General features: G+C 33.5%; 21 protein-coding genes and 3 pseudogenes. 2 read left to right on the top strand and 22 right to left on the bottom strand.

Going from position 1 to position 22,457, the window contains the following annotated elements; all coding sequences use genetic code 11:
- Positions 1-377 precede the first annotated feature (377 nt).
- From AC1DKZ_RS28200 to AC1DKZ_RS28095, 22 genes and pseudogenes are all read right to left on the bottom strand, one after another.
- A complete protein-coding gene (locus AC1DKZ_RS28200; protein ID WP_087996834.1) occupies positions 378-734 on the bottom strand; it encodes an Imm3 family immunity protein in 357 nt (118 codons plus the stop codon).
- A gap of 15 nt (positions 735-749) precedes the next feature.
- Positions 750-1,235, bottom strand: coding sequence for a deaminase domain-containing protein (locus tag AC1DKZ_RS28195; protein WP_476997533.1), 486 nt, complete (start codon positions 1,233-1,235; stop codon positions 750-752).
- A 42-nt stretch (positions 1,236-1,277) separates the two neighbouring features.
- On the bottom strand, positions 1,278-1,409 hold the full coding sequence (locus tag AC1DKZ_RS28190) for a hypothetical protein (protein ID WP_257150148.1): 132 nt from the start codon (positions 1,407-1,409) through the stop codon (positions 1,278-1,280).
- Between the two features lie 383 nt (positions 1,410-1,792).
- Positions 1,793-2,248, bottom strand: coding sequence for an immunity protein YezG family protein (locus AC1DKZ_RS28185; protein ID WP_327818791.1), 456 nt, complete (start codon positions 2,246-2,248; stop codon positions 1,793-1,795).
- Positions 2,249-2,269: 21 nt separating this feature from the next.
- Positions 2,270-2,623: a DNA/RNA non-specific endonuclease gene (locus AC1DKZ_RS28180; RefSeq protein ID WP_476997566.1), complete on the bottom strand. Its 354-nt coding sequence runs from the start codon at positions 2,621-2,623 to the stop codon at positions 2,270-2,272.
- Positions 2,624-2,778: 155 nt separating this feature from the next.
- Positions 2,779-2,962 (bottom strand): annotated as a pseudogene (locus AC1DKZ_RS28175) (hypothetical protein).
- A gap of 141 nt (positions 2,963-3,103) precedes the next feature.
- Positions 3,104-3,559 (bottom strand): immunity protein YezG family protein, encoded by a 456-nt coding sequence (locus AC1DKZ_RS28170; protein ID WP_070140256.1) that lies wholly within the window; start codon positions 3,557-3,559, stop codon positions 3,104-3,106.
- Positions 3,560-4,246: 687 nt separating this feature from the next.
- Positions 4,247-4,702 carry a DUF600 domain-containing protein gene (locus AC1DKZ_RS28165; protein WP_070140257.1) on the bottom strand — a complete coding sequence of 152 codons (456 nt, stop codon included), beginning with the start codon at positions 4,700-4,702 and terminating at the stop codon, positions 4,247-4,249.
- Complete coding sequence (locus AC1DKZ_RS28160) at positions 4,695-6,707, bottom strand: DNA/RNA non-specific endonuclease (RefSeq protein ID WP_476997532.1); 2,013 nt, start codon at positions 6,705-6,707, stop codon at positions 4,695-4,697. Before AC1DKZ_RS28160 ends, AC1DKZ_RS28165 begins: the two co-directional genes overlap by 8 nt.
- Positions 6,708-7,424, bottom strand: a complete 717-nt coding sequence (locus AC1DKZ_RS28155) for a DUF4176 domain-containing protein (RefSeq protein ID WP_044441008.1) — start codon at positions 7,422-7,424, stop codon at positions 6,708-6,710.
- 1 nt (position 7,425) lies between these two features.
- Positions 7,426-7,713 carry a TIGR04197 family type VII secretion effector gene (locus AC1DKZ_RS28150; RefSeq protein ID WP_016128389.1) on the bottom strand — a complete coding sequence of 96 codons (288 nt, stop codon included), beginning with the start codon at positions 7,711-7,713 and terminating at the stop codon, positions 7,426-7,428.
- A gap of 18 nt (positions 7,714-7,731) precedes the next feature.
- Positions 7,732-8,163, bottom strand: a complete 432-nt coding sequence (locus AC1DKZ_RS28145; RefSeq protein WP_044441013.1) for a DUF5082 family protein — start codon at positions 8,161-8,163, stop codon at positions 7,732-7,734.
- A gap of 284 nt (positions 8,164-8,447) precedes the next feature.
- Positions 8,448-12,923: a type VII secretion protein EssC gene (gene essC, locus AC1DKZ_RS28140; protein WP_476997531.1), complete on the bottom strand. Its 4,476-nt coding sequence runs from the start codon at positions 12,921-12,923 to the stop codon at positions 8,448-8,450.
- Positions 12,901-14,076, bottom strand: coding sequence for a type VII secretion protein EssB (essB, locus tag AC1DKZ_RS28135; RefSeq protein WP_044441015.1), 1,176 nt, complete (start codon positions 14,074-14,076; stop codon positions 12,901-12,903). Before essB ends, essC begins: the two co-directional genes overlap by 23 nt.
- Positions 14,077-14,079: 3 nt before the next feature.
- Complete coding sequence (locus AC1DKZ_RS28130; RefSeq protein WP_016128393.1) at positions 14,080-14,352, bottom strand: EsaB/YukD family protein; 273 nt, start codon at positions 14,350-14,352, stop codon at positions 14,080-14,082.
- A gap of 3 nt (positions 14,353-14,355) precedes the next feature.
- Positions 14,356-14,850: a type VII secretion protein EssA gene (essA, locus tag AC1DKZ_RS28125; RefSeq protein ID WP_231348361.1), complete on the bottom strand. Its 495-nt coding sequence runs from the start codon at positions 14,848-14,850 to the stop codon at positions 14,356-14,358.
- Between the two features lie 40 nt (positions 14,851-14,890).
- On the bottom strand, positions 14,891-16,405 hold the full coding sequence (locus AC1DKZ_RS28120; protein ID WP_476997530.1) for an ABC transporter permease: 1,515 nt from the start codon (positions 16,403-16,405) through the stop codon (positions 14,891-14,893).
- Positions 16,406-16,418: 13 nt separating this feature from the next.
- Entirely contained in the window at positions 16,419-18,308 is a 1,890-nt protein-coding gene (gene esaA, locus AC1DKZ_RS28115) for a type VII secretion protein EsaA (RefSeq protein ID WP_476997529.1), read from the bottom strand.
- Between the two features lie 75 nt (positions 18,309-18,383).
- Positions 18,384-18,680, bottom strand: coding sequence for a WXG100 family type VII secretion target (locus tag AC1DKZ_RS28110; protein ID WP_002186998.1), 297 nt, complete (start codon positions 18,678-18,680; stop codon positions 18,384-18,386).
- A gap of 235 nt (positions 18,681-18,915) precedes the next feature.
- Positions 18,916-19,782 carry an Rgg/GadR/MutR family transcriptional regulator gene (locus AC1DKZ_RS28105; RefSeq protein WP_002186997.1) on the bottom strand — a complete coding sequence of 289 codons (867 nt, stop codon included), beginning with the start codon at positions 19,780-19,782 and terminating at the stop codon, positions 18,916-18,918.
- An 863-nt stretch (positions 19,783-20,645) separates the two neighbouring features.
- Positions 20,646-20,720: pseudogene (locus AC1DKZ_RS28100) on the bottom strand (transposase); the annotation flags it as partial.
- 698 nt (positions 20,721-21,418) lie between these two features.
- Positions 21,419-21,670, bottom strand: coding sequence for a hypothetical protein (locus AC1DKZ_RS28095; RefSeq protein WP_080029300.1), 252 nt, complete (start codon positions 21,668-21,670; stop codon positions 21,419-21,421).
- Positions 21,671-21,931: 261 nt separating this feature from the next.
- Between AC1DKZ_RS28095 and AC1DKZ_RS28090 the strand changes: the two are divergent.
- Both AC1DKZ_RS28090 and AC1DKZ_RS28085 read left to right on the top strand, forming a co-directional pair.
- Positions 21,932-22,087, top strand: a pseudogene (locus AC1DKZ_RS28090) (helix-turn-helix domain-containing protein); the annotation flags it as partial.
- Between the two features lie 134 nt (positions 22,088-22,221).
- Positions 22,222-22,457: helix-turn-helix domain-containing protein (locus AC1DKZ_RS28085; protein WP_476997565.1), on the top strand; the 236-nt coding region annotated here is incomplete at its 3' end.

Below are 22,457 nucleotides of genomic sequence, written 5' to 3'. Positions count from 1 at the left end.
TAAGTAGCATAAATTTATAAGTTTTGTAGTAACAGTATGACACCTTTTGTACACCATGACAAATACTATGTTAAAACTTACGAGTTTGTACGAGTTCGTTAGTTTAATATGCATTCCATGTGTTTATATTTATCGCCCGGTAAAGTGTCATCTCGCCTAAGCTCGTACTTTGTTTTCTATTCTATCATTGCACATTTTACTCCATGATGGTACTACCTTCATGGGCTCTGAATTTCAGCATATCATCATTCATGTTGTCCAAAGCATAAATATCTCATAAAAAGCACCTAATGCCCTAAAAGGAAATCAAGTGCTTTTTAGTTAATTACATCATCAATTCATAATTTAAAAATATTCTTATTCAATTTCGCAAATAACTACTCGGAATAAGGGTTATAATCTATCTCAACCTTACTAAGACCATCTAATACTTTCTCTATCCTATTAGTCAAGTCTGCTATTTCTTCTTGTGTCAGTTCGTTTGTAACATCTAAATTTTTAAACATACTTAATCTCTTTGTTATCCCTTCAACATATCCAATAAAGACCTTATTTTTGGATAACAACGTTTCACCTACAGCAGTATCAACAATAAAGTCTTCTACCTTTCCAAGATTTATATATTCATTAACAGTTCTTGCTATTGCATATTCATGTCCCCTATTTAATTTTAAATAATCATTATAGTCTTCGTTAATCGCCTCAAATATTTCATTATATTCCCAGTCTTCCATGATATCACTCCTCTTTTATGGTTTAAGTCTTTCACCGTTATTGTGAATAACTTCCAATTCAATATTCTTATATTTATTAGCAAATTCAGCTATTACTTTGCTACAACTATCACACGTATCTAGTTCTGTGAATAACTTAATTTTACCAGTGGCATTTGCATCATCACCCAGTTTTAAAGCAATTTCATTCAAAATCTTATACTCAGTGTCAGAATCTCGCATATAAGGTTTTCCATCTTTACCAGGTGCTAGAGATGCCTCAAAAATTGGCTCATTTGGTTTTAATGAAATTTCAGGAACTTTTTCTTCTAAATTCCCTTTAAATTCATCTATTTTACTTGAAGCATAAAACTCCTTTTTGTTTAAACTATTAACATCCACTTCTGCAAGGGCAAAATTACCAGCTTTTTTATATTTACTTGATAAATTCCCTCTTAGCTCTTTCACTCTATCAATTATATGTGCTTCCGCTACTGAATCTATTTGTCTTGTTGGATACACTTTTCCCGTACCCTTAGTTTCACTCTTAGCAACAGAAAATAACTATCCACCAAGTACGTTTCTTTCTCCTCCATTCCCAATGCCTGCTAGGGAAGGTTCATGGAATAAATTCGGGATCTCAATATTTTTAATCTCCTCCACGACATTCTTCATACTACCCGGCAACTTATTCATGAATGTCGCTACTTCTTCCAACTTACCAACTATTTATGAAGTTAAAGCATACCAATCAATTAAAAAAGCACTTGTTGCCTATCATAGACAATCAAGTGCTTTAAGTTCATTTGTTTTTAAGTATTGTTAATTTTGTAAGTCTTGTAGTAACAGTATGACACCTTATATATATCGGGACAAGTATTGCATTAAAACTTACGAGTTTGTACGAGTTCGTTGGTTTTATGTTCATTCCATCCGTTTATATTCATCGCCTAGTAATTCGTCATCTTACCTAATCTCGAACCTCGTTTTCTATTCTATCATTACACATAGTGCCCCATGATGGTACAACCACCATGAGTTATCCATTCAACTTAGATATAACTATTACTGTAAACCTTTTAAAGGTTATTATTTTTCACTTCCTCAAACCACTCATTAGCAATATGCCCAGCCGTTTTAACATCGTCATTTGTATATACTAAATCATACTTATACTCAGCTTTAAACTTGCCACTCTTAACATCATATATTAATTTCATCTCAGTAGGCATATCTCTTTTATATTCTTGGCACAATGCTTTAATTTTTCCGATATCCTCACTCAGGATATCTAGTACCATAAAATTTCGTTCTGCTGATGTATCATATCTTTCATCCCCATCTTCCAACGCATCATTCAATTTATGAGGCTCTACGTACTTATTATTAATCAAATAAAAAAAGTCGCTTGCAGTAACTCCTTCTTCACGTGAAGCATAAACATACACTTTATCAGCCCTATTTTCAACATATTCCATACATATGGATATCATATCTGCTTGTAATTCACTAAACTTATCTTCAAATTCTTTCATATTACTTTTTCACTCCTTAAATTAATTTTCAAGAACTCTTAAGTTTCTTTTACCATCAATGGTATACAGAACTTTAAATTTCTCAGGACGCATATCGCTTCCAGAGTAAATTATATCAACATTAACTGTTACTTCTTTAGGGGGTTCTGCTTTCAAAGCTGCAGCCCATTCTTCTTCAATCTTCTTATATTGCTTCAAATTAACATCAGATAATTGCGAAACCAAATTATCAATTTTAGGTGATCCTCCAAATCTATCACCTGCTAAAAGCCCTGCATGGTCTTGCCCTTTTACTTTACCGGGTGTATTTTTACTATGTGATAATCTCTTTTCTCTTTCAGTTAATTCTAGCTTATCTGTTTCAAATTTTTCAATTCTTCCAAGACTATCGGTTTCATAAAAATAGTCGTACTCCCCTGTTTTATACCTAATATTCGATTTTAACCTATTTTTTCTTCCGTTTGTAAAATGTTTCCTTTGTCCACTAATGTTTTAACTTCACTTACTTCAGCACTACTTTTACCCGTACCCTATGTTATAATCCCAAAATAAAAAGCACTTGTTGTCTTTAGTTGACAATCAAGTGCTTTAAGTTCATATGTTTTTAAGTAATATTACATTTGTAAGTTTTATAATGAAAGTATGACACCTTTTATATGCCATAACAACTACTACGTTAAAACTTACGAGTTTGTACGAGTTCATTAGTTTCATATACATTCCATGTGCTTAAAATGTCATCTCGCTTAATCTCGTACTTCGTTTTCTATTCTAGAATTGCATATAGTACCCCATGATGGTACAACCACCATGAGTTATCCATTCAACTTAGATATAACTATTACTGTAAACCTTTTAAAGGTTATTATTTTTCACTTCTTCAAACCACTCATCAGCAATATGATTCGCTGTTTTAACATCATCATTCGTATATACCAAATCATAATTGTATTCAGCTTTAAAGTTGCCGCTTTGAACATTATAGATTAATTTCATCTCGGTCGGCATCTCTCTCTCATATTCTTTACATAATGCTTCTACTTTTTCAATATCTTCATTTATTATGTTCAAAACCATGAGCATTCTGTTCGGAGACACATCGTATCTTTCGTCTCCATCCTTCAATACATCATTCACTTTATGACATTTTACGTACTTATTGTTAATTAAATAAAAGAACTTACTCGAAATAATATTTCCTTCACAAGAAGCATAAACATATAATTTATCTGCTCTATCCTCAATATATTCCATACATATAGATATCATATCTGCTTGCAATTCACTAAATTTATCTTCAAATTCTCTCATACTACTTTTTCACTCCTTAGATTAATTCTTTAGAACTGAAGAGTCTTGCTTACCAATTGCAATTTTGCTACTAATCCATGGTTGGTTGTTGCTTTGACACTTTTTATAATATTTCTCTACTACGGTCTTACTTTATACATAGCCATTATAATCTATAAATCACTTCATGAATTTATAAAAATATAATATATCATTTCTATGCTAAAACGCAAAAAATCACTCATCGTCTATTGTAGACAATCAAGCGTTTTAAGTTCATGTATATTCGTATGATTATATGGACGCAATTTCATGAAGTTCTTACCTTTTACAATAGATTTCAAAGAGGAAGTGTCCGTATGATAACACTTGTATCAAGTCGTTTCACGCCATTCTAAAAAAGAAGTACACTTCACACAATATGTCACGTTTAAGCAAGCAACTCTAGCATTATTGCAATACATTGAGAGATTTTATAACTGTAAGCGAAGCTATATTAACACCCGTTATAAAACTTCTCAAGCAATAAAAAATTTGGTTAAAGAAATCGCTTAGATTTAACTTTTTTGTGTCCACGATATTGACTCAAATTAACTATACTATTCAAATAGACTAACATTTTCAAACCCCTAGTAACAAAAAAATAAAAAGATGCTATTCAAGACTTTATACTCTTGAATTAAGCATCCTTTACTTTTTAAATAATATCTAATTTCCTTTTTTTAACTCATTAAACCATTCCATAGCTATATCATCTGCTTCTTTAATTGGATCATTAGAATATACCAAATCATATTTATATTCTGCTTTCAAGCTAGTTTTTAATACATCATATACTAATTTCATTTCTGTTGGCATTTCTCTTTTATATTCTTTACATAGCCTAATCATATTCTTCATGTCATTATTTAATATTCTAACAACACCTTTTTGTCGTTCTATAGAGGTATCATATTTTTCTTCATTACTACTTATAATGTCATTTATTTTATGGCGCTCTACTATTTCTCCATTTATATTATAGAAATAGTCACTTGCTATAACATTATCTTCAAAAGAGCAATAAATATATATTTTATTTGCTCTATCCTCTACGTATTCTAAACATATAGAAACCATATCTGCCTGTAATTCACTAAAATAATCTTCAAATACTTTATTCATCATAATCTCCTTTTGAATTTAAAATATCACGCTCAAAATATTTTCCATCTATTTCGTATTGTATATTAAATTCTGATGGTCGTAAATTAACTCCATCATATTTAATTTCAACATTTACTTTGACATGCTTCCCTTCTTCTAACGCTGTTGCCCATTGATTTTCTATTCTCTTATATATACTTTTGTTAACTTTCTCTAATTGAGAAACTAAATTATCAAGTTTAGGTGAACCACCAAATCTATCACCTGCTACGTGCCCCGCATTATCTTCTCCCTTTACTTTTCCTAGTGTATTTTTACTATGTGATAATCTCTTCTCTCTTTCAGTTAATTGTAGCTTATCTGTTTCAAATTTTTCAATTCTTCCAAGACTATCGGTTTCATAAAAATAGTCAAACTCTCCTGTTTTATACCTAATATCAGGCTTTAATCTATTTTTTCTTCCGTTTGTAAAATGTTCTCCTGCTCCAACTAATGTTTTAACGCCACTTGCTCCATCAGTACCATTTACTGTCCTATTTACTGTCCTATTTACCGTACCCTCAGTTCCAGCAGAAAATAACTCTCCAAGTGTCTTTCTTTCTCCTATATTCCCTCCACCTGCTAGCACAGGTTCAGGGAATAAATTCGGGATCTCAATATTTTTAATCTTCTCCACGATACTATCCGGCAACTTATTCATTAATGCAGTTACTTCTTCCAACTTACCAACTATTTTACTATTTTTCGCGGCTACCTGAAAGACTTTTGTACCCTCTGCGAATTTTCCGAATGCAGCTGTTCCTTTCACTGCGGCGGTTACTTCACCAACGCCGACAAAACAACTGCCAATATCAAATATCGCGCCACCAAGAGCATAAGGATCGGTCAATGCTTTTTCTACATAACCTTTTACGGAGTTAACTAGTGCCTTACCATACTTAGGATAATCTTGCCAGCTGATGATGGCTTGTCCAAGACTTTTTATCGTATTACCTGCTCCATATATATCGTCCAGTTTCCATTGTTCTGTTTCTACGCCACGTATCGAGTTAAAGCCCCACTCACCAAGCTCCCAGGCTAGGTGAACTAATTTCGTCGCACCTATCGCAATCCCACTAATAGCGGAACCTGCCGCCCCTAAAAAACCTTCCAACACCAAGGCATCATCAGCAAGTCCTTTCAGGAAAGGAATGTTCTCCCCTACCCATTCTGTGCCTTTTCTCAATACATCCCATTTCTCACCAGCACTCTTGGAAAAGTTTTGAAGCCAAGCCTCCACTGGATGATTGTCCGCCCATTCCTCTTGCTTTTTCTTCATTTCTCTTTCAGCTTGCAGTTGCGCTTCTTTTTTCGCCTTCGTGATTTGTGTATCCATTTCATGAATGCCTTTTGCCAAATCATCTAGCGCAAAGAAAGCTTGCAGATGCGGATCAGTATAAGATAAACTACCCATCTTCCCTGCAATTTGAACTTGGTTGTTTAAGGCATTGAGGATGTTTTCCGCATCGCTTTTTTCTTTTTTGCTTTCAAATTGCTGTACTTTTTGAATCGTATCCTCTAGTTCTTTGCTGGCTGCAACCAGTTTTTCATCAAACTGGCTGTTCGGCATACTCAGTGAAATCAAATCACTTACGCTGTTGTAAATATTAGAGATGCGACTATCCATTTCATGTTTCTTGGGTTGAAGATTGGAAAGTTTGTTCTGCGCTTGAAGCAATGCATCTTCTAGAATAACCGCATTCTCATCACTTTCTCCCGTTGTTGACTGAAAATCTTGTAAAGTTGTCGACATTTCCGCAATGAGTAATTCATTGGTATTTTTCAACCCAATCACAACTGTATTTTGGTTATTGTTGATGTCGTTGACTATCGCATTTCCTGTTGCACCCTGCATGGCATCGGCCTGGATAATGCCATTCAATGCGTTTTTGGCTTGTTCAAGTTGTTCATTGGTTTTACTGGTGTCTTTTTGGAGTTTTGCCAGTATTTCATTGAATTCCTTTAAATCTACTTGAAAGCCCATTTAATCGGCCTCGCTTTCTGTTGAAGTATGAACAGCTTCATAGAAAGCGAGCGCTTTATCTAGTGGTAAAAAGGCACTGGATAACTTGCCATTTGCTACTTGCATACTTCGTAAGAAAGTAAAAGCAAATTGTTCTTCCCATTCATTCGTCATCCCAGGTGAAACAACTCGCTTAATCATCATATTGGACACATAAATCGCTGGTGTGTTGCTCATTTCACCAAACGGCCACAAGTAACCAAGATAATCTACCACATAATCGTTAAATCCCTCTCTTAACGGTACTTTGCGCCCTGTTAAAATCACGAGTTCTCCGAGTTCACTATTCTTGAACATATTTTGAATTACTTCTGGCATCATGTCTACGTCCAATTCCACAACGGTACCCAGCGGTAAAATTTCGCTATAACACGCATCAATCAAACCCATCAAACGTAAAAATTGAGAAAATGGAATGACTAATTGCGTTTCTAATCGTTCAAAACGAATTGTCTCATTCGGATAATCAAATGTCACTGAGAATTTTGCACCGATTTTTGGTTTGTTCTCAAAGACATCTTCTTGATTTCGAAACGCCTTGTAAACCTCACGAAAAAGGGAAGGCTGATTCCCCAGCAAGTTACCCATTTGTAATAGTTCGTCAGTAATCTCTAAATCTAATGTTTTGTCATTTTGTAAAACAACTTCTAAAAGTTCTCGTTTGTTATATTCGACCATATTATTTGAACCTCACTGTGTTTTGTTGGATTACATTCGCCATTTTAGCATCTTCATCGACAATTTTGTCCGCGACGGCTTTCATTTTGCCTGTGTCAGCAGAAGATACTCCTTTAAATGCTTCTAAAGTTGTTCCGGCTTTCTCTACTAAATTTTGAAAACCCGTCAACCGAGATAGATTATTCTTGGTAATGTTCGGTGAGGGAACTTTCTCTATCTGACTAACTGCGCTCTCTGCATTTGTGACTGCACTTTTAAATTTCCCTTTATCTATACCTATTTTCCCCATTGGTATTTTCTCCTTTTTCTATAACATAGCACGCAAACCGCTAATACTTGCTGAAATGCTCGCAATAGCGTCACCTATTATAGACTGATCCATTTCTAATAGAATGATTTTATTATTCATCGCGTTTAGCTTTTCATTGTGCTTCTCTTTATCTGCATCAAGCGCTCTTGTGATTTCTTCTAATTTTTTATCGAATTTATCACGACGTGTTCCTTTAAACTGGCTTGTTGTTAGACTCCTGCCTAAATTGGTAAACTCTTTCTTATAAGAATCAAAATGATGAAGTTCTCCCTGTAAAGATCTCTTTGCGGCCTTTAAGCGCTCTAACTTTTGGGCATTTGCCCTGTGACTAGCCATTTTACTATCATAACTTGCGTTAAATCGATCAACACGTGCATGGATATCCGCTTTTCGTGCAGCTTCTTTGGCTTTATCTTCCTCTTGAGCCATAATGTTTTCCCTCCTCAAAATCTAGTTTCCCCATCAAGACTATCTTTTTGTTTTACATCAGAGTTCATCGAATAAAAGAAACTATCAGTATAGAAATAATTAACTGCAAGGACTGTTACTAACGCATCTTCAAAGCAACTACTAATTTCTTTTTAATTAGTCTAGTAGTAACGACTTACTACATTTTAAAAATGTAATTCTTGTCCAATTTCTATTCATTTCACTTGCTTCTGATAGCTTTGCTGCAGCCTTTGCTTGCGTTTATCATCGCTCATAAAATTGATCTACTCACTAACTAATTTCACTCGTCCTGCATTTCGTCCAACAAAGAAATGAGACTCATCTAATTCCACTGTTGGTTCACTATAACTAGATTTCACATTTATAAATCCTTGATCAGCTAAACGCGTTCCAATCATCCCTGCTGGAATATTTGCTCGTAATCGTTTATTAAATTCATCATAACTGTTCTCAATTTGTTTTTGATTGCCGTGGAAAATGAAATAAACACCTACTTTAGAACCATTTTTTAAGTATTTATTGAATGTTTCATCCGAAATAAATGTTTTATCTCCAAATATTTGCGCATCTGGAATATACACAAACATCGGTTGATTTTCACTTTGTGTCTCTCTTTCTTCAATTTCACTCATTAGATCATTAACAAAAGTACTGTACTCCATATCTGATACAATCACATCGAAGCTTTCTTTGAATCTGCCAAATCGTTCGCTCCCATTAAACACAATTCTTTGTGCTTTCCCTTCAAAATGTTTAAAGTTTTGAACGATTATACGCTCAATATATTCCGTTTGCTGTGGCGTATCGTCTCCAATCACAAAGTAACCATGTTTTTCTGGTACAAAACCAACGACATTTGTGGTTTCTTTACTTAGAGCAAGTGGTAGTTGTAGATTATCCAACATCTCTTGTACCTGTGGATTTGTATAAAAATCATGCATAGAGATCGTTTTAGATAACATCGGAATCTTGGTAGGACGTGTGCCCTTCCATTGCTGATTCATCTGTGCAATCTCTTGCTCTAAATTATTCAATCGATCAATATCATTTTTTCCATGAGTTGGTAAATAAATTTGAACTTCATGTGGCTCGTCTAGTTTGATTTGCGCTCGTCCAACAATTTCTTGCGAAATCAAAGCATCGCGTCCTACAACATCTCGAATTGCACCTTCTTCCACAAGGAATAGCCCAATATGTGATGGAATATTACTCGCCATACTCATTCTGAAGCTGTTCGTACGAAGAACCGTCATAACTACATAGAGTCCCAAACTTGCTCCTTCTCGTAAAAGCTGATTTAACACAGATTCTATAGCTTCCTCTAAAGGACTCTCCTTAATTGAGTCAAAACCATCAACAATGGTAACAATCCCTGGCAACTGCTTTCCTGATTTCTCTTCATATTGAGACAGACTTGCGACACCATACTCTGTAAATGCGTCTTTTCGACTTTGAATTTCTTTGCGAATTCGTTTGAGGAACTTCATCAGTTTTTCTTCTTCCTCTAACCGAACAATATCCACCACATGCGGTAAATCTTTTATTGGAAGTAAACCATTCGTACCAAAATCAAATAGGTTAAACTGGACCTGTTCAGGATTGTTAATTCTTGATAAATTCATTACAAGAGTTTGTAATGCAGTGGATTTCCCAAAGCCTGGAGATCCATAGATTGCAAGGTGACTCAACTCTTCTAAATCAAGTAAAAAGTCAATTTGTTCTTGTCTTGATGGAATATCCATCAAACCAAATGGAACTGAAAGATTTCTTTTCGAATCCCCTGAAGTTACTACATTAATCTTTGGACTATCAATTTCTGTTTGTAATGGAGGTAACCAAGGTTTTTCAGGAAGAACTGCATTTGTTTTTTCAGCATGAATCACAATAGCTTCTACAATCGCGTCCAATTGTGTTTGTTTTTCTTCCTTTTTCATGGACACTTCATCATCTTGAGATAAATCTGTAGTTAACAATTCATGCTGACCCAATTGATTAATTAGCCAAATTCTTTCATCTACTTTTTCTTCATATTGTGCATCTGGATTATAATACGCTCCACTCCACGCAGATTGAAACAGTTCATAAATTTCATTGTTTCCGACCTGTAAATACGCTCGTCCTGGTTGAGTAATCGTTGCTGCATCAGGTGTTTTAATAATTTCATTTGAATCACTTGGATCGGCTACTTTTAATGCTAATTTGAATCGTGAGTTTGACCAAATCTGGTCGTCCACTACTCCACTTGGCTTTTGAGTAGCTAAAATCAAATGAACTCCTAACGAACGACCAATACGTGCAGTTGATACTAGCTCAGCCATAAAGTCTGGTTCATTTGCTTTTAATTCTGCAAATTCATCACTGATTAAGAAAAGGTGCGGCAATGGTTCTGATGGATATTTTTTCTTTTCTACAGGATCAGTAATTTCTTTTCCCTGTTTGTACAACTTGGTATACCCATTAATATGATTAACACCAAATTCACCAAATTTCCGTTGTCTCTTTTGCAATTCTGCTCGAATACTTTGTAATGCTCTTGCAGAACTTGCACCGTCTAAGTTTGTAATCGATCCTAAAAGATGTGGTAAATTCTTAAATAAATTCGCCATACCTCCACCCTTAAAATCAATCGGTAAAAAGCCAACGTCTTCTGGTGCAAAATTTACTGCTAAAGATAAAATATAACTTTGGACAATTTCTGATTTACCAGATCCAGTTGTACCTGCCACGAGTCCATGTGGGCCATGTGCTCGTTCGTGTAAATTTAAATAAACAATGTCATCTTTTCCTCGAACACCCAAGGGAACTGCTAATGACTTTGAAGTGTCTGCTTTTTGCCAACGAGTACTAATATTTAACTCTCCAACATTTTTTACATCATATAATTCTAGAAAGTCAATCGATTCTGGAATCGCATTTTTCTCTACCTCAACATGTTCTAAATTAGCTAAGCGTTGTATTGCTTGCTCAATTGGATAACTTTTAGGTAAATGGTTGGGAACAAAAAGTTGATTCACGTACTCATTATTATTATTAATTAATACCGCGGATTCGTTACTTTGATAATCAATAACTGTGGTTGCTGTCTCTGGCAACATGTTTAACGCGTCTTTCCCCCAAATGACCGTAACACCGTATTGACTCATATCTTCAGCTAAAAATTCATTTAATCCATGCCCAGAGAGCCAGCTCTCGTCTAAAATCGTAAACATATAATGCGGAGCAAAGGTTACTTTCTCATTGCCCGCCTCTTTGACTTGTTGCCGGCGTTTTGTTAACAACTGATAGAACGAATTTAAAACCATGTCACGTGTCTGTGAATTATGAATAATTCCTCGTAAATTTAAGCTCCGTATTTGAAAATGTGGCAACCAACGCCATGCATGCCAACAATCTTGATAATCTTCTTCTGGAACTAATGCTACAAATTCTACATCTCTATAAGAGTGTAAAACGGAAAGCTGAAATAATATGGTCTGTACAGCTATTCGTAGTACTGTTTTTGTTCCTGCAAGTCCTAACGTTTGATTTAACATCGAGATGGCAATAGGTGCATCTTTTAACGTTTGATGTGGCCAAACAATTTTTTCTTCTGCAAATTTACTTAAAGCATCATCTTCTTCTCTTGAATGATAACTGACTTTATAACTACTTTGAATCTCTCCATGACCCAAACGAATACTTATAAAATCAGCATTTGTCATAGTTTTTTCATAAATTCGTGGACTGTATTCTTTTGTCATCAAAGACAATGAATCCATATCAGGGAAGTTATACGTTAAAGCTTCAAATTGCTTTTGAGAGAGCAACGACAATTCTTTTTCCTTTTGAATAAGATACTTTTCATAGTACTCACTTCGCTTAAGATTCTTTTGTTTCACTTCTTTCTTATTCGTAATATAACTTGAAACAGAGAACCCTGCCGTGAGTAAACTTACTCCTCCCATGCTTAACATCATAATAGGGTTTCCATTACTTAATACGCTCGTTGCACCACTTAAAACAACCATTGCCAATGGCGGAACAATTGTACGCAATAATTCATTTCTCCCATCAGTTTCCTCAGCTCTTGGAGGTTGAATTGCTATCTCTTCTTTAGGCTCTCGTAAATGAATTCTTGGACTACGTCTAAATTCAGGGAAATTTTTTGGGTATTCTGGAATAAATATCTCGTTAATAATCTCCCAAGAATTTAGTGAAAATTCATTGGTTATCTTACACAACTTAAATTGTTTTTCTCTCAATTCAATAAGCACACCATCAATAACAAGTTGATCCCCTACAGACAAAACTTTTTCTAATCGAGCTACTTTCTCTCCATTAAAGTAAACTAACACCCCATTTGAAAACAGATTTAACTGGTAAGTTTCATTCTTTTCATTAAATGTGACCAGAGCAAAAGCCTTAGTCGGAATGGTGATTCCTGAGTCCTTTGAAGAAGAAATCACCAAATTTGTTTTCGGCTTGATAGTTGTTAAAACCTCTAATTTTTCATGAGGTAACGCGAGAATTCCGTCCTTCATATCACCTGTCCATGGATCTTGATCTAAGAACAAATGCGTGCCATCAAAAGAAATTTCATGGTTACCAATCTTAATTGATGGCTTTGACATTGTTAGTTCGTGATGCGAAAATATATGACCAAATGAAAAAATATCATAGAGTACAGACGCTTTATTTACAATTTGATCATCAATTGGTACACCTTCACTAGATAATCTATTGTTTAGGTTTCTGATCATCCGTCTTCCCCTCCAATAACTTCATGTACTTTTCCATCTCTTCCTTATATTTCGAAAGTAATTCTTGTTTCTTCGAACCATTCATCTTGTTATCTGCATTTGTTACATCATAAACTTTTGTATAGGCGTGAAGAATATATTGATTATCTCCAATATTTTTAGCAATATTTAAGGCCTTTTCAAAGTCTCCTTTTCCTATATAGATCCAATAAAGTAATGAGTTATCATTAGATTTTTGGGAGATAGTCCCTAATACAGATTCTTTCTGCTCTTTAGACAAGCTATCTAGTTGAATCGAGCTCACTGCTAACACATATTGTGCGCTTTTAGGAAGATTCTCTGGTTTGTCTTCCTTTAAAGTATCTAGAACATCTGAATAATTATTTGAAATAAACTTTGATTCGGCACTTATGATTCGTTTTTGCTGAGGTACAATATTTAATGAATATATCCCTACCCCTATTGAAAGACCTAATGTTGCAAGACCAAGAATAATTGTTCCCCACTTAAAAACAGTGTGATTTCTACTTTTCACCAGTATACTTGTAGCATTTCTTTTTTCCTTTTGAATCGCAACTGTTTCCATTAGTAACTTGTCTATCTCTTCAAACGAAGAAGATTCTTGAATTTTTTCGGAAAAAGGATCTCGGACTGCACCGGCCCCATCAATAAGATTCTCAAAATCCAGTTTTGGATTTAAAATATAAAGAAGTAATGCCTTGTATTGTTTTAGATATACTTCTTCTTTTGAAAGATAAGGAATAACGGTATTCATTACGCCACGATGACCAATAAACAACTCTTCCCCAAAAATAAAGATATTTTTAGGATGGATAAATGGCGTTACTGGTTGGTTAAGATATTCTTTTAAGAAATTTACTTTTTGTGCTAAAAGAAGGCGATCAAATGCATCTAATTTTTTAACATATTGTTCAAGCGAAAAAGATAATTCATCTTTTTCATAAGTGATAATGACCTTTTCTTCATTCGCCACTTCTATCTTTCCAGTCAAAAAGTGTGGTGCTTTATTTAAAAATAACTGGAATTGCTTTACACCTGACAAAGAATATTGATTAGCTGTTAAGTGCACTTTAATAAAAGTAGATGTAGTTTCCTCTTTAATAACTATCAAACTATTTTTCATTTCCCCCATACTCTAGTGTTCCTCCAAACTCCCTATAATTTCTTTTACGGCTAATTGATCACCATCCGCCAATGGATATTTCGCCAATATAACATTTTCATCTAAATGAATTGGCTTATTTTTTACTTCCAATGAAAAATGAGTGGGCAATTCTATATTTACTAAAGATAATGAATCAACCAATAGTTCTTTCAATCTATTAGAAGAAACCTGATTAGGTATTGTTAAATCAAGTATTTGCTCATTAACATGAAGTTCGATATTAATCATTGTTCTTTCTGCCATTGTTTACTCCTTTTTCCGTATAAATAGGTTTGAAAATCTTTTACCTAATAACCAGCCTAAAATTAATATTCCAATCACACCCATGCTTAACAGTATCCAGAAGGTCCATCTAGGAATTTCATAATTGGTATCTTCCACAGTTGCTTCATTTTCATTAGAAGCTTGGTAGTCTTTAGAAAACAGCTGCTTGGTAATTGTATCCTGTGGTTTTTTTTCTACACTCTCAGCGGTAAGAAATAATTTTTCTTTTATACCTGAAGTACTCTTTCTATTTTCTTTCTCAAGTTCCTTATTTTTTGTGTTTTTGTCTTTTAAAAACAAATCTTCTATCCCTGTAACAGAATAATTATTTTTATGATTTTCTTTTTCATAAATCACGTCGTTATGAATCGTTAGTTTTCCATCTTCAGCGTAAGCTAGACTGCTAAAACTAGTAAAAAGATTTGTCACACAAAAAGAAATTAGAAGAGAAAAAACGAGAAATTTTGGTTTTATCATTTTTTCCAAATTCGTACATCCTTTCTCCTAACAACATAAGCTATTGCTTTTGTTCAGCTTTCTCTGACTTTTTCACACCTGGAAAAGCAATGAAATTCGTACCAATTCCCACAACAATAATAATTACCAATAACAAGTAACTTTCCCATCCAACATGAATAGCATTGCTTAGTGCTGTATAACCATTTTCTATGTTTTGAAGCGGTGAAAAACGATAAAATAAATCGACAATACTACCCGGACGAGTATGCATTCCTAATAATGGTGTTAACATGAGATATAATCCTAAAATTGAAGCACAAACATAGAGTGTTATATTTTTAAACTGACGAGAAAAACCTGTTATTAATAAAGTTCCACCTAAAATAGTTAGGAACGTGTAACTAAACCAAGAGATATTAAACACTCTCCAAATACTAAAAGTAGTTATTCCAGCAAAGAATAGTGAGATAAATAGACTGACACCTGTTACCTTCATAACATTAGGAACATTTAGCCATGCCCTTGTAGGTGTAATAAAAACCATATCTTTCGTAATTTCTCTACGTTGAATAGTACGACATAAGGAAATGCCGGTAATCACTGAAAGAACAGCACCAACAAGCGTCATATAGTAAGGAATAATAGACGTTTGGCGAGTAGCTTCAAAACTTCCTTTTGTAGCAATTGGGGCTGATAGAAAATTGAATACTTTATAATTATCTGCTCCACCTCGTTTGGTATTAGAAAGCACTTTGCTAAACTCTTCTGAGTATTTTTCATTTTTACTTGTATTCTTTTGAATTTTAGTGACTGAAGTATTTAAATTATTCAAAACAGTATCTGCATTTTTCTGAACATTATCTGTATTTTCTTTCAACTCCTGAATTTTTGGAGAAATGTCATGAGCTTTCGCTGCAGATTTTTCTATACTTTCAGCCGAGCTCTTTGAACTCTGAACTAAATCTTCCATTTCTTTTACTAAGCTATCTGTTTCTGAAGTAATTGGTATTGTATCGTTCTCTGCAGGATGTTGATTTTCTACAGGATGTTGATTTTCTGCAGGATGTTGATTTTCTGCACTTTTTACAGATTCTTCTTGGATTTTTTCATTTTCTTTCCATGATTGATACGTTTCATTAATCTGTTGATTGGCTTGTACAAACCAATTATTTAACTTTTCTGCTTCATTCAGAAACTTCTGAGGTTCAGTCATTAGATTTAAAGTTCCATATAATGTATTTTTTGTTCCATCATGATTTTTATCCGTTGTTGATCCAATTGTTTCTTGTAAATTTTTTATTTGGCCTTCAATATCTGTATAGAGTTGATTTCCTTTATTCTTAAATTCTTCATAAATTTTCTCTGTAATAGCATCTATCTTTTGTTCACCTGTGATATTGTTATACATACGATAAACAGAGTTTGAGTTTGCCAACTCTTCGAGAGTCTTCTCTTGATTTTCAGTTTTGTTAATCATATCTGTATAGCTATCAATAGATATGGAATCTTCTGGATTTCCAAATAAGGTAACAATTTGCTGTGCAGTGCTATCAAGCATTTGAAATTGTTTCAATAACTCAGGTAAGTCAGATATTAAGCGGATCTACYGGCGGTTTYGGYTTYTCTGGATCCGTTGGCGGATCTACYGGCGGTTTYGGYTTYTCTGGWTCCGTTGGCGGATCTACCGGCGGTTTTGGTTTYTCTGGATCCGTTGGCGGATCTACCGGCGGTTTTGGTTTCTCTGGTTCTGTGGGGTTCTTTTTCAATGAAATACTGAATTCATGATTAGAAACTTCACTCCACTCAGAAATGTACCCATATGATTTGAGTTTTTGATCCAATTCTGTTTTTAACACCGGTAAAAGATCCGTCAAATTTCTTATTCCTAAACTTCCTTGTTCTGTATGGTCTGTCTTCAAAGAGATTCTATTATCTTTTGTTGGATCAATAGATATAGTGACCTCCCTACCATTTATAGGAATTATAGAGTTATGTTCAGAATTACCTTCTAGATAGGAAAAGTTTCCTTCCTTTCCTATTTCTTTTTCAAAATTTTTCGCATAACGCCGAACTATAGTTAGCTCATCTTGGAATTTTTTAGATTGAGAATCAGTTATAATATTCTCAGCAATTAACTTTTGTAAAAGATTTTCTAAAGTGTCTGCTGGAATTTGTGGTAGACTTTCTTCTATCATTTGACGATAACGATTATCTAAATTAACTTTATTTTCTTTTGAATCAGCCATTAGTTTCACAATCGCCTGTTTAATATCCTCCTCAGAAGCTGTATCCGGATTTTTTTCTGCACTTCCATAATAAGTTTGTGCAATCTGTTTTCTTAAATCAGTAAGAGTTTCAACTTGCGATTGCAATTGCTTAATTTCATCATTTAGTTCATCAATTCGAGCAGTTTGTGTTTCTTGAAATAGCTTGGCATTTAGCAAGAATTCCGTATAAACCCCAGATGAATTCACTTCACCTGCTGCCGATGTATAAAAGTTTCCTAGTTGTTTAAACATTGATTGGTTCAAACCATCATATTTTGCTTTATATCCCGATAAATCAGATTGCCGTTGGTTTTCTAATTGCGTTTTCTGTAGGTTAAATTGATCCTCAAATTGCTTTTTTTGTAGGTTAAATTGATCCTCAAATTGCTTTAAGGAATCTTTTAACTTTTCATTTGTTTTATCGATATTTTCGTTAACTGATTTTTTGGCTTCTTTTGTCGAGGTACTGCCTGCTTCTAAGCTCTTATTATTATCATCCATTAGAGTTTTTACGGATGATACAAATGCTTGTTGTTCCGAGAGAAAACCTTTATTATCTTCATCAAGAATACTCGAAACATTTGATAAATTATTAAATCCTCCCGACAACTCCTTAAATGGATCTTGAATATTTGTCATCAGATATTTCTTAGCATCAGTTTCTGCTCCAACAATTTTATTAACATTTAGTTGGGCTTCTGATAAATTTCCTACAATACTTGAGAAATACATCTGTACAACTCGTTGATTGAAATTTTTCAAAATATCATTTACTTGTGTTTGAACGGCTTGATTGGATATCTCATTTTGCCCTTTACGTACACGATAATTAATGGTCGCCTGTTCTGGTGCTATACTTTGAAGGGACAAAAGACGTTCAGAGAAATCTTGAGGAATAATAATTTCTGCATCAAATTGACCATTCTCAATTCCTGCATTAGCAATATTCCTACTGACCGTCTGCCAACTATTTTTGGAATCTTGATTAATCAGAGTAACAAAGTCTGCACCTAGTTCATACTTCCTCCCCTCAAAAACAGCCCCTTTATCTTCATTCACTAGAACATATTGAACCTTGGATACTTTTTGATTTGTAGACCGGTACACATTATCATCTTTAAAACCAAAATAAGTGAAAGTCAAAATAAGAAATAATCCACCAAGTATAATGATGAGTAATGGAAAATAACTCTGATATTTTTTTATCAAAATACATTTCTTCCTTTCAGATAAATTAAAAAAGGTGTCAGCACAATGAGTTGCACTGACCCCTTTTTTAAACACTTAATTTAAGCCAAACGAACCTGCATCCTGACGGTCACGGTCTGCGACTGTATCTGCATATTTGGTCAACTGCATATGAATACTTTGTAATAAATTTTCCATTTGTTTCACATTACCTTCAAGCTGTTTGTATTGCTCCAAGTAAGCTCGAAAAGCTTCCCCCTGCCATTCTTGGGCAATCGTTGAATTCATAGAATTCACTTTGCGAATAGCGTCTTCAATTTGTGAAGAGGCCGTTTGATATATTTTCGCCTGAGATTTCAGTTGTTCGGGTGTGACCGTAATAGCTCCTGCCATAATATCATCTCCTTGTTTTCTAACTATCCTTACGGATAATATAATATAATTCAAAATTATTTTAAATCTTGGAGCAAGCGAGCTTCTTTCTTTGCCTCTCATTATATACACACGTGTCTTATATGACACACCGAAAGAAGGAGCAATATTATAAACATAAAAAAATAAATGAAATAGAAAATAGAAAAAGGAAGGTCATAATTTAATAATTACAACCTCCCCAAAAATATAAACCTTATGTAGAAATTTTAATTTCGTACTTCTGTTTTATAAATTCAATTAATTCTTCATTCATCTTGTAATAATTATCGGCACCTATATATTTACAGACCAACTGTGCCTTTTTTAGCATTTCTTCACCTTCTTTATTTCCTCTCAAACACTCCCAAATACCATTAATCACCAATTTTAGGTTTTTTTCAAAAAACATTTCTTCTTCGAGTGAAAATGAATTTATTTTATCCATATATTTCCATATAAGGTTCATCCTATCGTGCTGGATAAAGAAAATAATTGCATTTGTTAACATCCTAAAGCATTCACTTTTTCCATCTCTAAATTCTTTGTAATGATTGATTCCCAAAAGTGCTTTTTCAAGGGTGATTTCTATAAATTCAGGCGTAAATGCAAACATACAGTTGTTGAATAAAACTAGTTCATAGCGAGTCCATGTCTGCATGTTTATTAAATATTGATAAATTTTAGTTTCTCTTGTTTCAAGAGTTTCATTTTTTAATCTAGCAATGAGCAACTGACATAAACTCGAAAGATGTTCATACTTAATTCCATCTCGCCCTTTAACTAGATTACAAAGACTTTCTAGTCTTATTAACTCTTCTACATCTTTCTTCATAAAAGCATTTCTTATTTCACCCATAATCTGACTGATTACATTTACATCCTTTGGGTAATCAAAAGCTTTTAATTCATCAAAGTATACATTAATTCTAGAAAGCATATAAGTTAGATTTGTGACACTAGTATCTGCACGATTATTTACAAATCTGTTGTAAACAGATCTACTAACAAAATCACCACAAACATCTTTAATAGTTAGTCCCTTTTGTTTTCTCGTATAATCAATAAGTTCTCCGATCTCCATAAAACATCTCGCCCTTCCGAATGATTCTTATCCGACTAATATGTGTCGTATTTTTATAAAAATCACTTATTACGCTACACATTCAAAAAAATTACCTTTCTCTTATTATTATTTTTTAATAAGCAATGAGAGGAGTTGTTACTATGTGGTGGTGGATAATAATCACTTTATAGAATAATTTTGCACCAGAACCTATGTATTTTTCGCTGATAGATGAAACAATAGTGTCATTTACATTTAAGTAAAACAAAAAAACACATAGAAAAGATCATTATTGAAAGGCAATTACATTTTAACAAGATACTCCAGAATTTCCTCCATCATTTTTTCATGATAAAACGAAATAACCAAATCCCTATATTTTATATCATGCTGGGGTACAGCCGAGATACGTGTAAAAACAGGTCATAGACTTACTTTTATTTCCAATATGATTTGAAACTGGATTTTTTATAAAAAAACAAGTAAGAAGAACTGTAATTATAAAACATTGAATAAGGTAGATGACAAATCCTTTACCCCTGTTTCCTTTCCTTTAAACAAGTAGGTTTTTAGATTCTAAATAAATTTATACTTGTTTTGCTTTACTACGTTGCTTATTAAAAAACATTGAAACAATTAATAATAATACTCCTATTGCAAATAAAATTAGGTTATTTGACAAAATTACTTCATCTTTCCAATATGCTAAAAATATTAATAAACCGTGCCTAACTGAAAAAAACAATCCAAATATTGAAAGCAGATATGGAGATGTATTCCTTTTCTTTCCTTTTCCCTCCTTTTTATCACTATATTAGCACATTAGGGATAAAAAGGTTAAACTTTGTTATAAACGATTAAACTTTATTTCAAATCCACATTTGCTTGAGATGTGACCACTTTTTATTTGTTTGAAGGAGTTTTCCATTTACTTTTATATGGTTTTTAACCAGCACTCATCCCCTTTTACCATCTGAATGCATATATAACTATCTTATCACGTTTAAATTAAAATACTGCTTTAGGGACATATTTCGCAAGAAATCTATCCAAAATATAGATAAAAAGTCCATTTAACATGAGGTAATATCTAAAACAAATAATACATGATCCACTTAGCAGATAAATTCGGCATAAAAATAAATGTAGACTATTGATGTAGGGTGTTGTTTTTAGTAATCATTACGGTACGTGAAATTATTTTGTATTGTAATGAAAAAGCCCCCATAGATCTTATACCTATGAGAGCTGCCTAAGGGTATTTCATATTTGACTTAGTTCTATTGTAGCAGGCTTTCACCATACATGAGAAACATAATGATCCAAAAACTGACGAACATAACAAGAATTTCTTTAAACCTTTGCTGAAAGGAAATACGACCTTCTTCCATTCTACATGCCCCTTTTCTCTACATTTTTTTATATGTTAAAATAAAGAGGAAAGAAATGTGCCAATTTCTTTCCCAGACGGTCACTCATGACTTTGCTCTTTGTTTGCTTTTACAAATGAAGAGCTTTTATTTTGCGTACTTATACTTGCTTTCCAGCATCGCATAACGTAATAATTTCAGGCTTGTTTCTCTTTTTAACGCTTTCCCTTCCGATACAGCAATTTTCATTTTAAATTCCCCCATTTATTTGATTGTATACTTCGCTACAAATTCCCTTTAAATATATTTTTAATTGCATTGCTATTAAGCCCCTTGTGTATCGCAAATACTTCCGGAAATTCAGAGATACACAAATCAATAATTGTATCGTCGTCTGTTCTTATATAAAAGTACTGAATGAGTCCTTTGTAATCACTGTGCCAATAATACTTATGAATTGTGTAATTCAAATCAAATGCCTCTAGCACCTCATAATGCTTTGTCTTTGTTTCATCTATCGATTCAAACAAGGTTATGAAGCTATGATTACAGATGTAAAAAAAGCTTATCACCAAAAAATTGAAGAAAATGTTAATGAAGCATTATCAGGATTAGCATGGTAGAAAATGAACTGTATCATTGGTTCGGTTTTTTATCGTTTTCTGACAGAAGACTCCTTCTTCAAAAAATGTGAAGGTGTGAAACACCAATTTTAGGTAGGAGATGAATGTCAGTAGGCGTAAGACTACGTTTTTTTGTATACTGTAGATATACAATGAAAAAGTGAGGTGCAACCTATGTTAGTAAATAAAGCATATAAATTTCGTATCTACCCGAATAAGAAACAAGAAATATTAATTGCTAAAACAATCGGTTGCAGTCGCTTTGTATTTAACCATTTTCTTGCTCTTTGGAATGATACTTATAAAGAAGCTGGAAAAGGGTTAACTTATCCTTGATATTATCCCCTTAAGGTAGACAGTGTAAAAAGACCATGAATACACATGGATGTTACACTTTTACTTGGAGGGGATTTTATTATGGTTAAAAAAGGGATAAATTTCAAACTTATTCAGATAAATTAAAGATACAAGTTGTAAAAAGTTATTTAAATGGTGAGGGTAGCCAATCAGCTATAGCGAAGAAATATAAGCTTAGAAGTAGAACACAGTTAATGAATTGGGTCCGGAAATATCAAAAAACAGGTGATATTTCAGACTTGCGGGGGCAAAATGGTGGTAATAACGGCTTAAAAAACCTCTTAAAAGGTCGTCCTCGTACGAAGTTCGATAGTATGGAAGAAGAATTGGAATACTACAAGGC

Source organism: Bacillus sp. 05T21 (assembly GCF_056396785.1).
Note: the sequence above shows the minus strand (reverse complement) of the source record. Positions and strands in the feature narration are given on the sequence as shown.

Bases quoted from the DNA above. Each gene is read 5' to 3' on its own strand.
- AC1DKZ_RS28185 (WP_327818791.1), bottom strand. From the start codon at position 2,248: ATGAAAGAATTTGAAGATAAGTTTAGTGAATTACAAGCAGATATGATA.
- essB (WP_044441015.1), bottom strand. From the start codon at position 14,076: ATGGGGGAAATGAAAAATAGTTTGATAGTTATTAAAGAGGAAACTACA.
- AC1DKZ_RS28155 (WP_044441008.1), bottom strand. From the start codon at position 7,424: ATGGTCGAATATAACAAACGAGAACTTTTAGAAGTTGTTTTACAAAAT.
- AC1DKZ_RS28165 (WP_070140257.1), bottom strand. From the start codon at position 4,702: ATGAATAAAGTATTTGAAGATTATTTTAGTGAATTACAGGCAGATATG.
- AC1DKZ_RS28145 (WP_044441013.1), bottom strand. From the start codon at position 8,163: ATGGCTCAAGAGGAAGATAAAGCCAAAGAAGCTGCACGAAAAGCGGAT.
- AC1DKZ_RS28110 (WP_002186998.1), bottom strand. From the start codon at position 18,680: ATGGCAGGAGCTATTACGGTCACACCCGAACAACTGAAATCTCAGGCG.
- AC1DKZ_RS28150 (WP_016128389.1), bottom strand. From the start codon at position 7,713: ATGGGGAAAATAGGTATAGATAAAGGGAAATTTAAAAGTGCAGTCACA.
- AC1DKZ_RS28160 (WP_476997532.1), bottom strand. From the start codon at position 6,707: ATGGGCTTTCAAGTAGATTTAAAGGAATTCAATGAAATACTGGCAAAA.
- AC1DKZ_RS28200 (WP_087996834.1), bottom strand. From the start codon at position 734: ATGGAAGACTGGGAATATAATGAAATATTTGAGGCGATTAACGAAGAC.
- AC1DKZ_RS28105 (WP_002186997.1), bottom strand. From the start codon at position 19,782: ATGGAGATCGGAGAACTTATTGATTATACGAGAAAACAAAAGGGACTA.
- AC1DKZ_RS28170 (WP_070140256.1), bottom strand. From the start codon at position 3,559: ATGAGAGAATTTGAAGATAAATTTAGTGAATTGCAAGCAGATATGATA.
- essA (WP_231348361.1), bottom strand. From the start codon at position 14,850: ATGATAAAACCAAAATTTCTCGTTTTTTCTCTTCTAATTTCTTTTTGT.
- AC1DKZ_RS28130 (WP_016128393.1), bottom strand. From the start codon at position 14,352: ATGGCAGAAAGAACAATGATTAATATCGAACTTCATGTTAATGAGCAA.
- essC (WP_476997531.1), bottom strand. From the start codon at position 12,923: ATGATCAGAAACCTAAACAATAGATTATCTAGTGAAGGTGTACCAATT.
- AC1DKZ_RS28190 (WP_257150148.1), bottom strand. From the start codon at position 1,409: ATGAATAAGTTGCCGGGTAGTATGAAGAATGTCGTGGAGGAGATTAAA.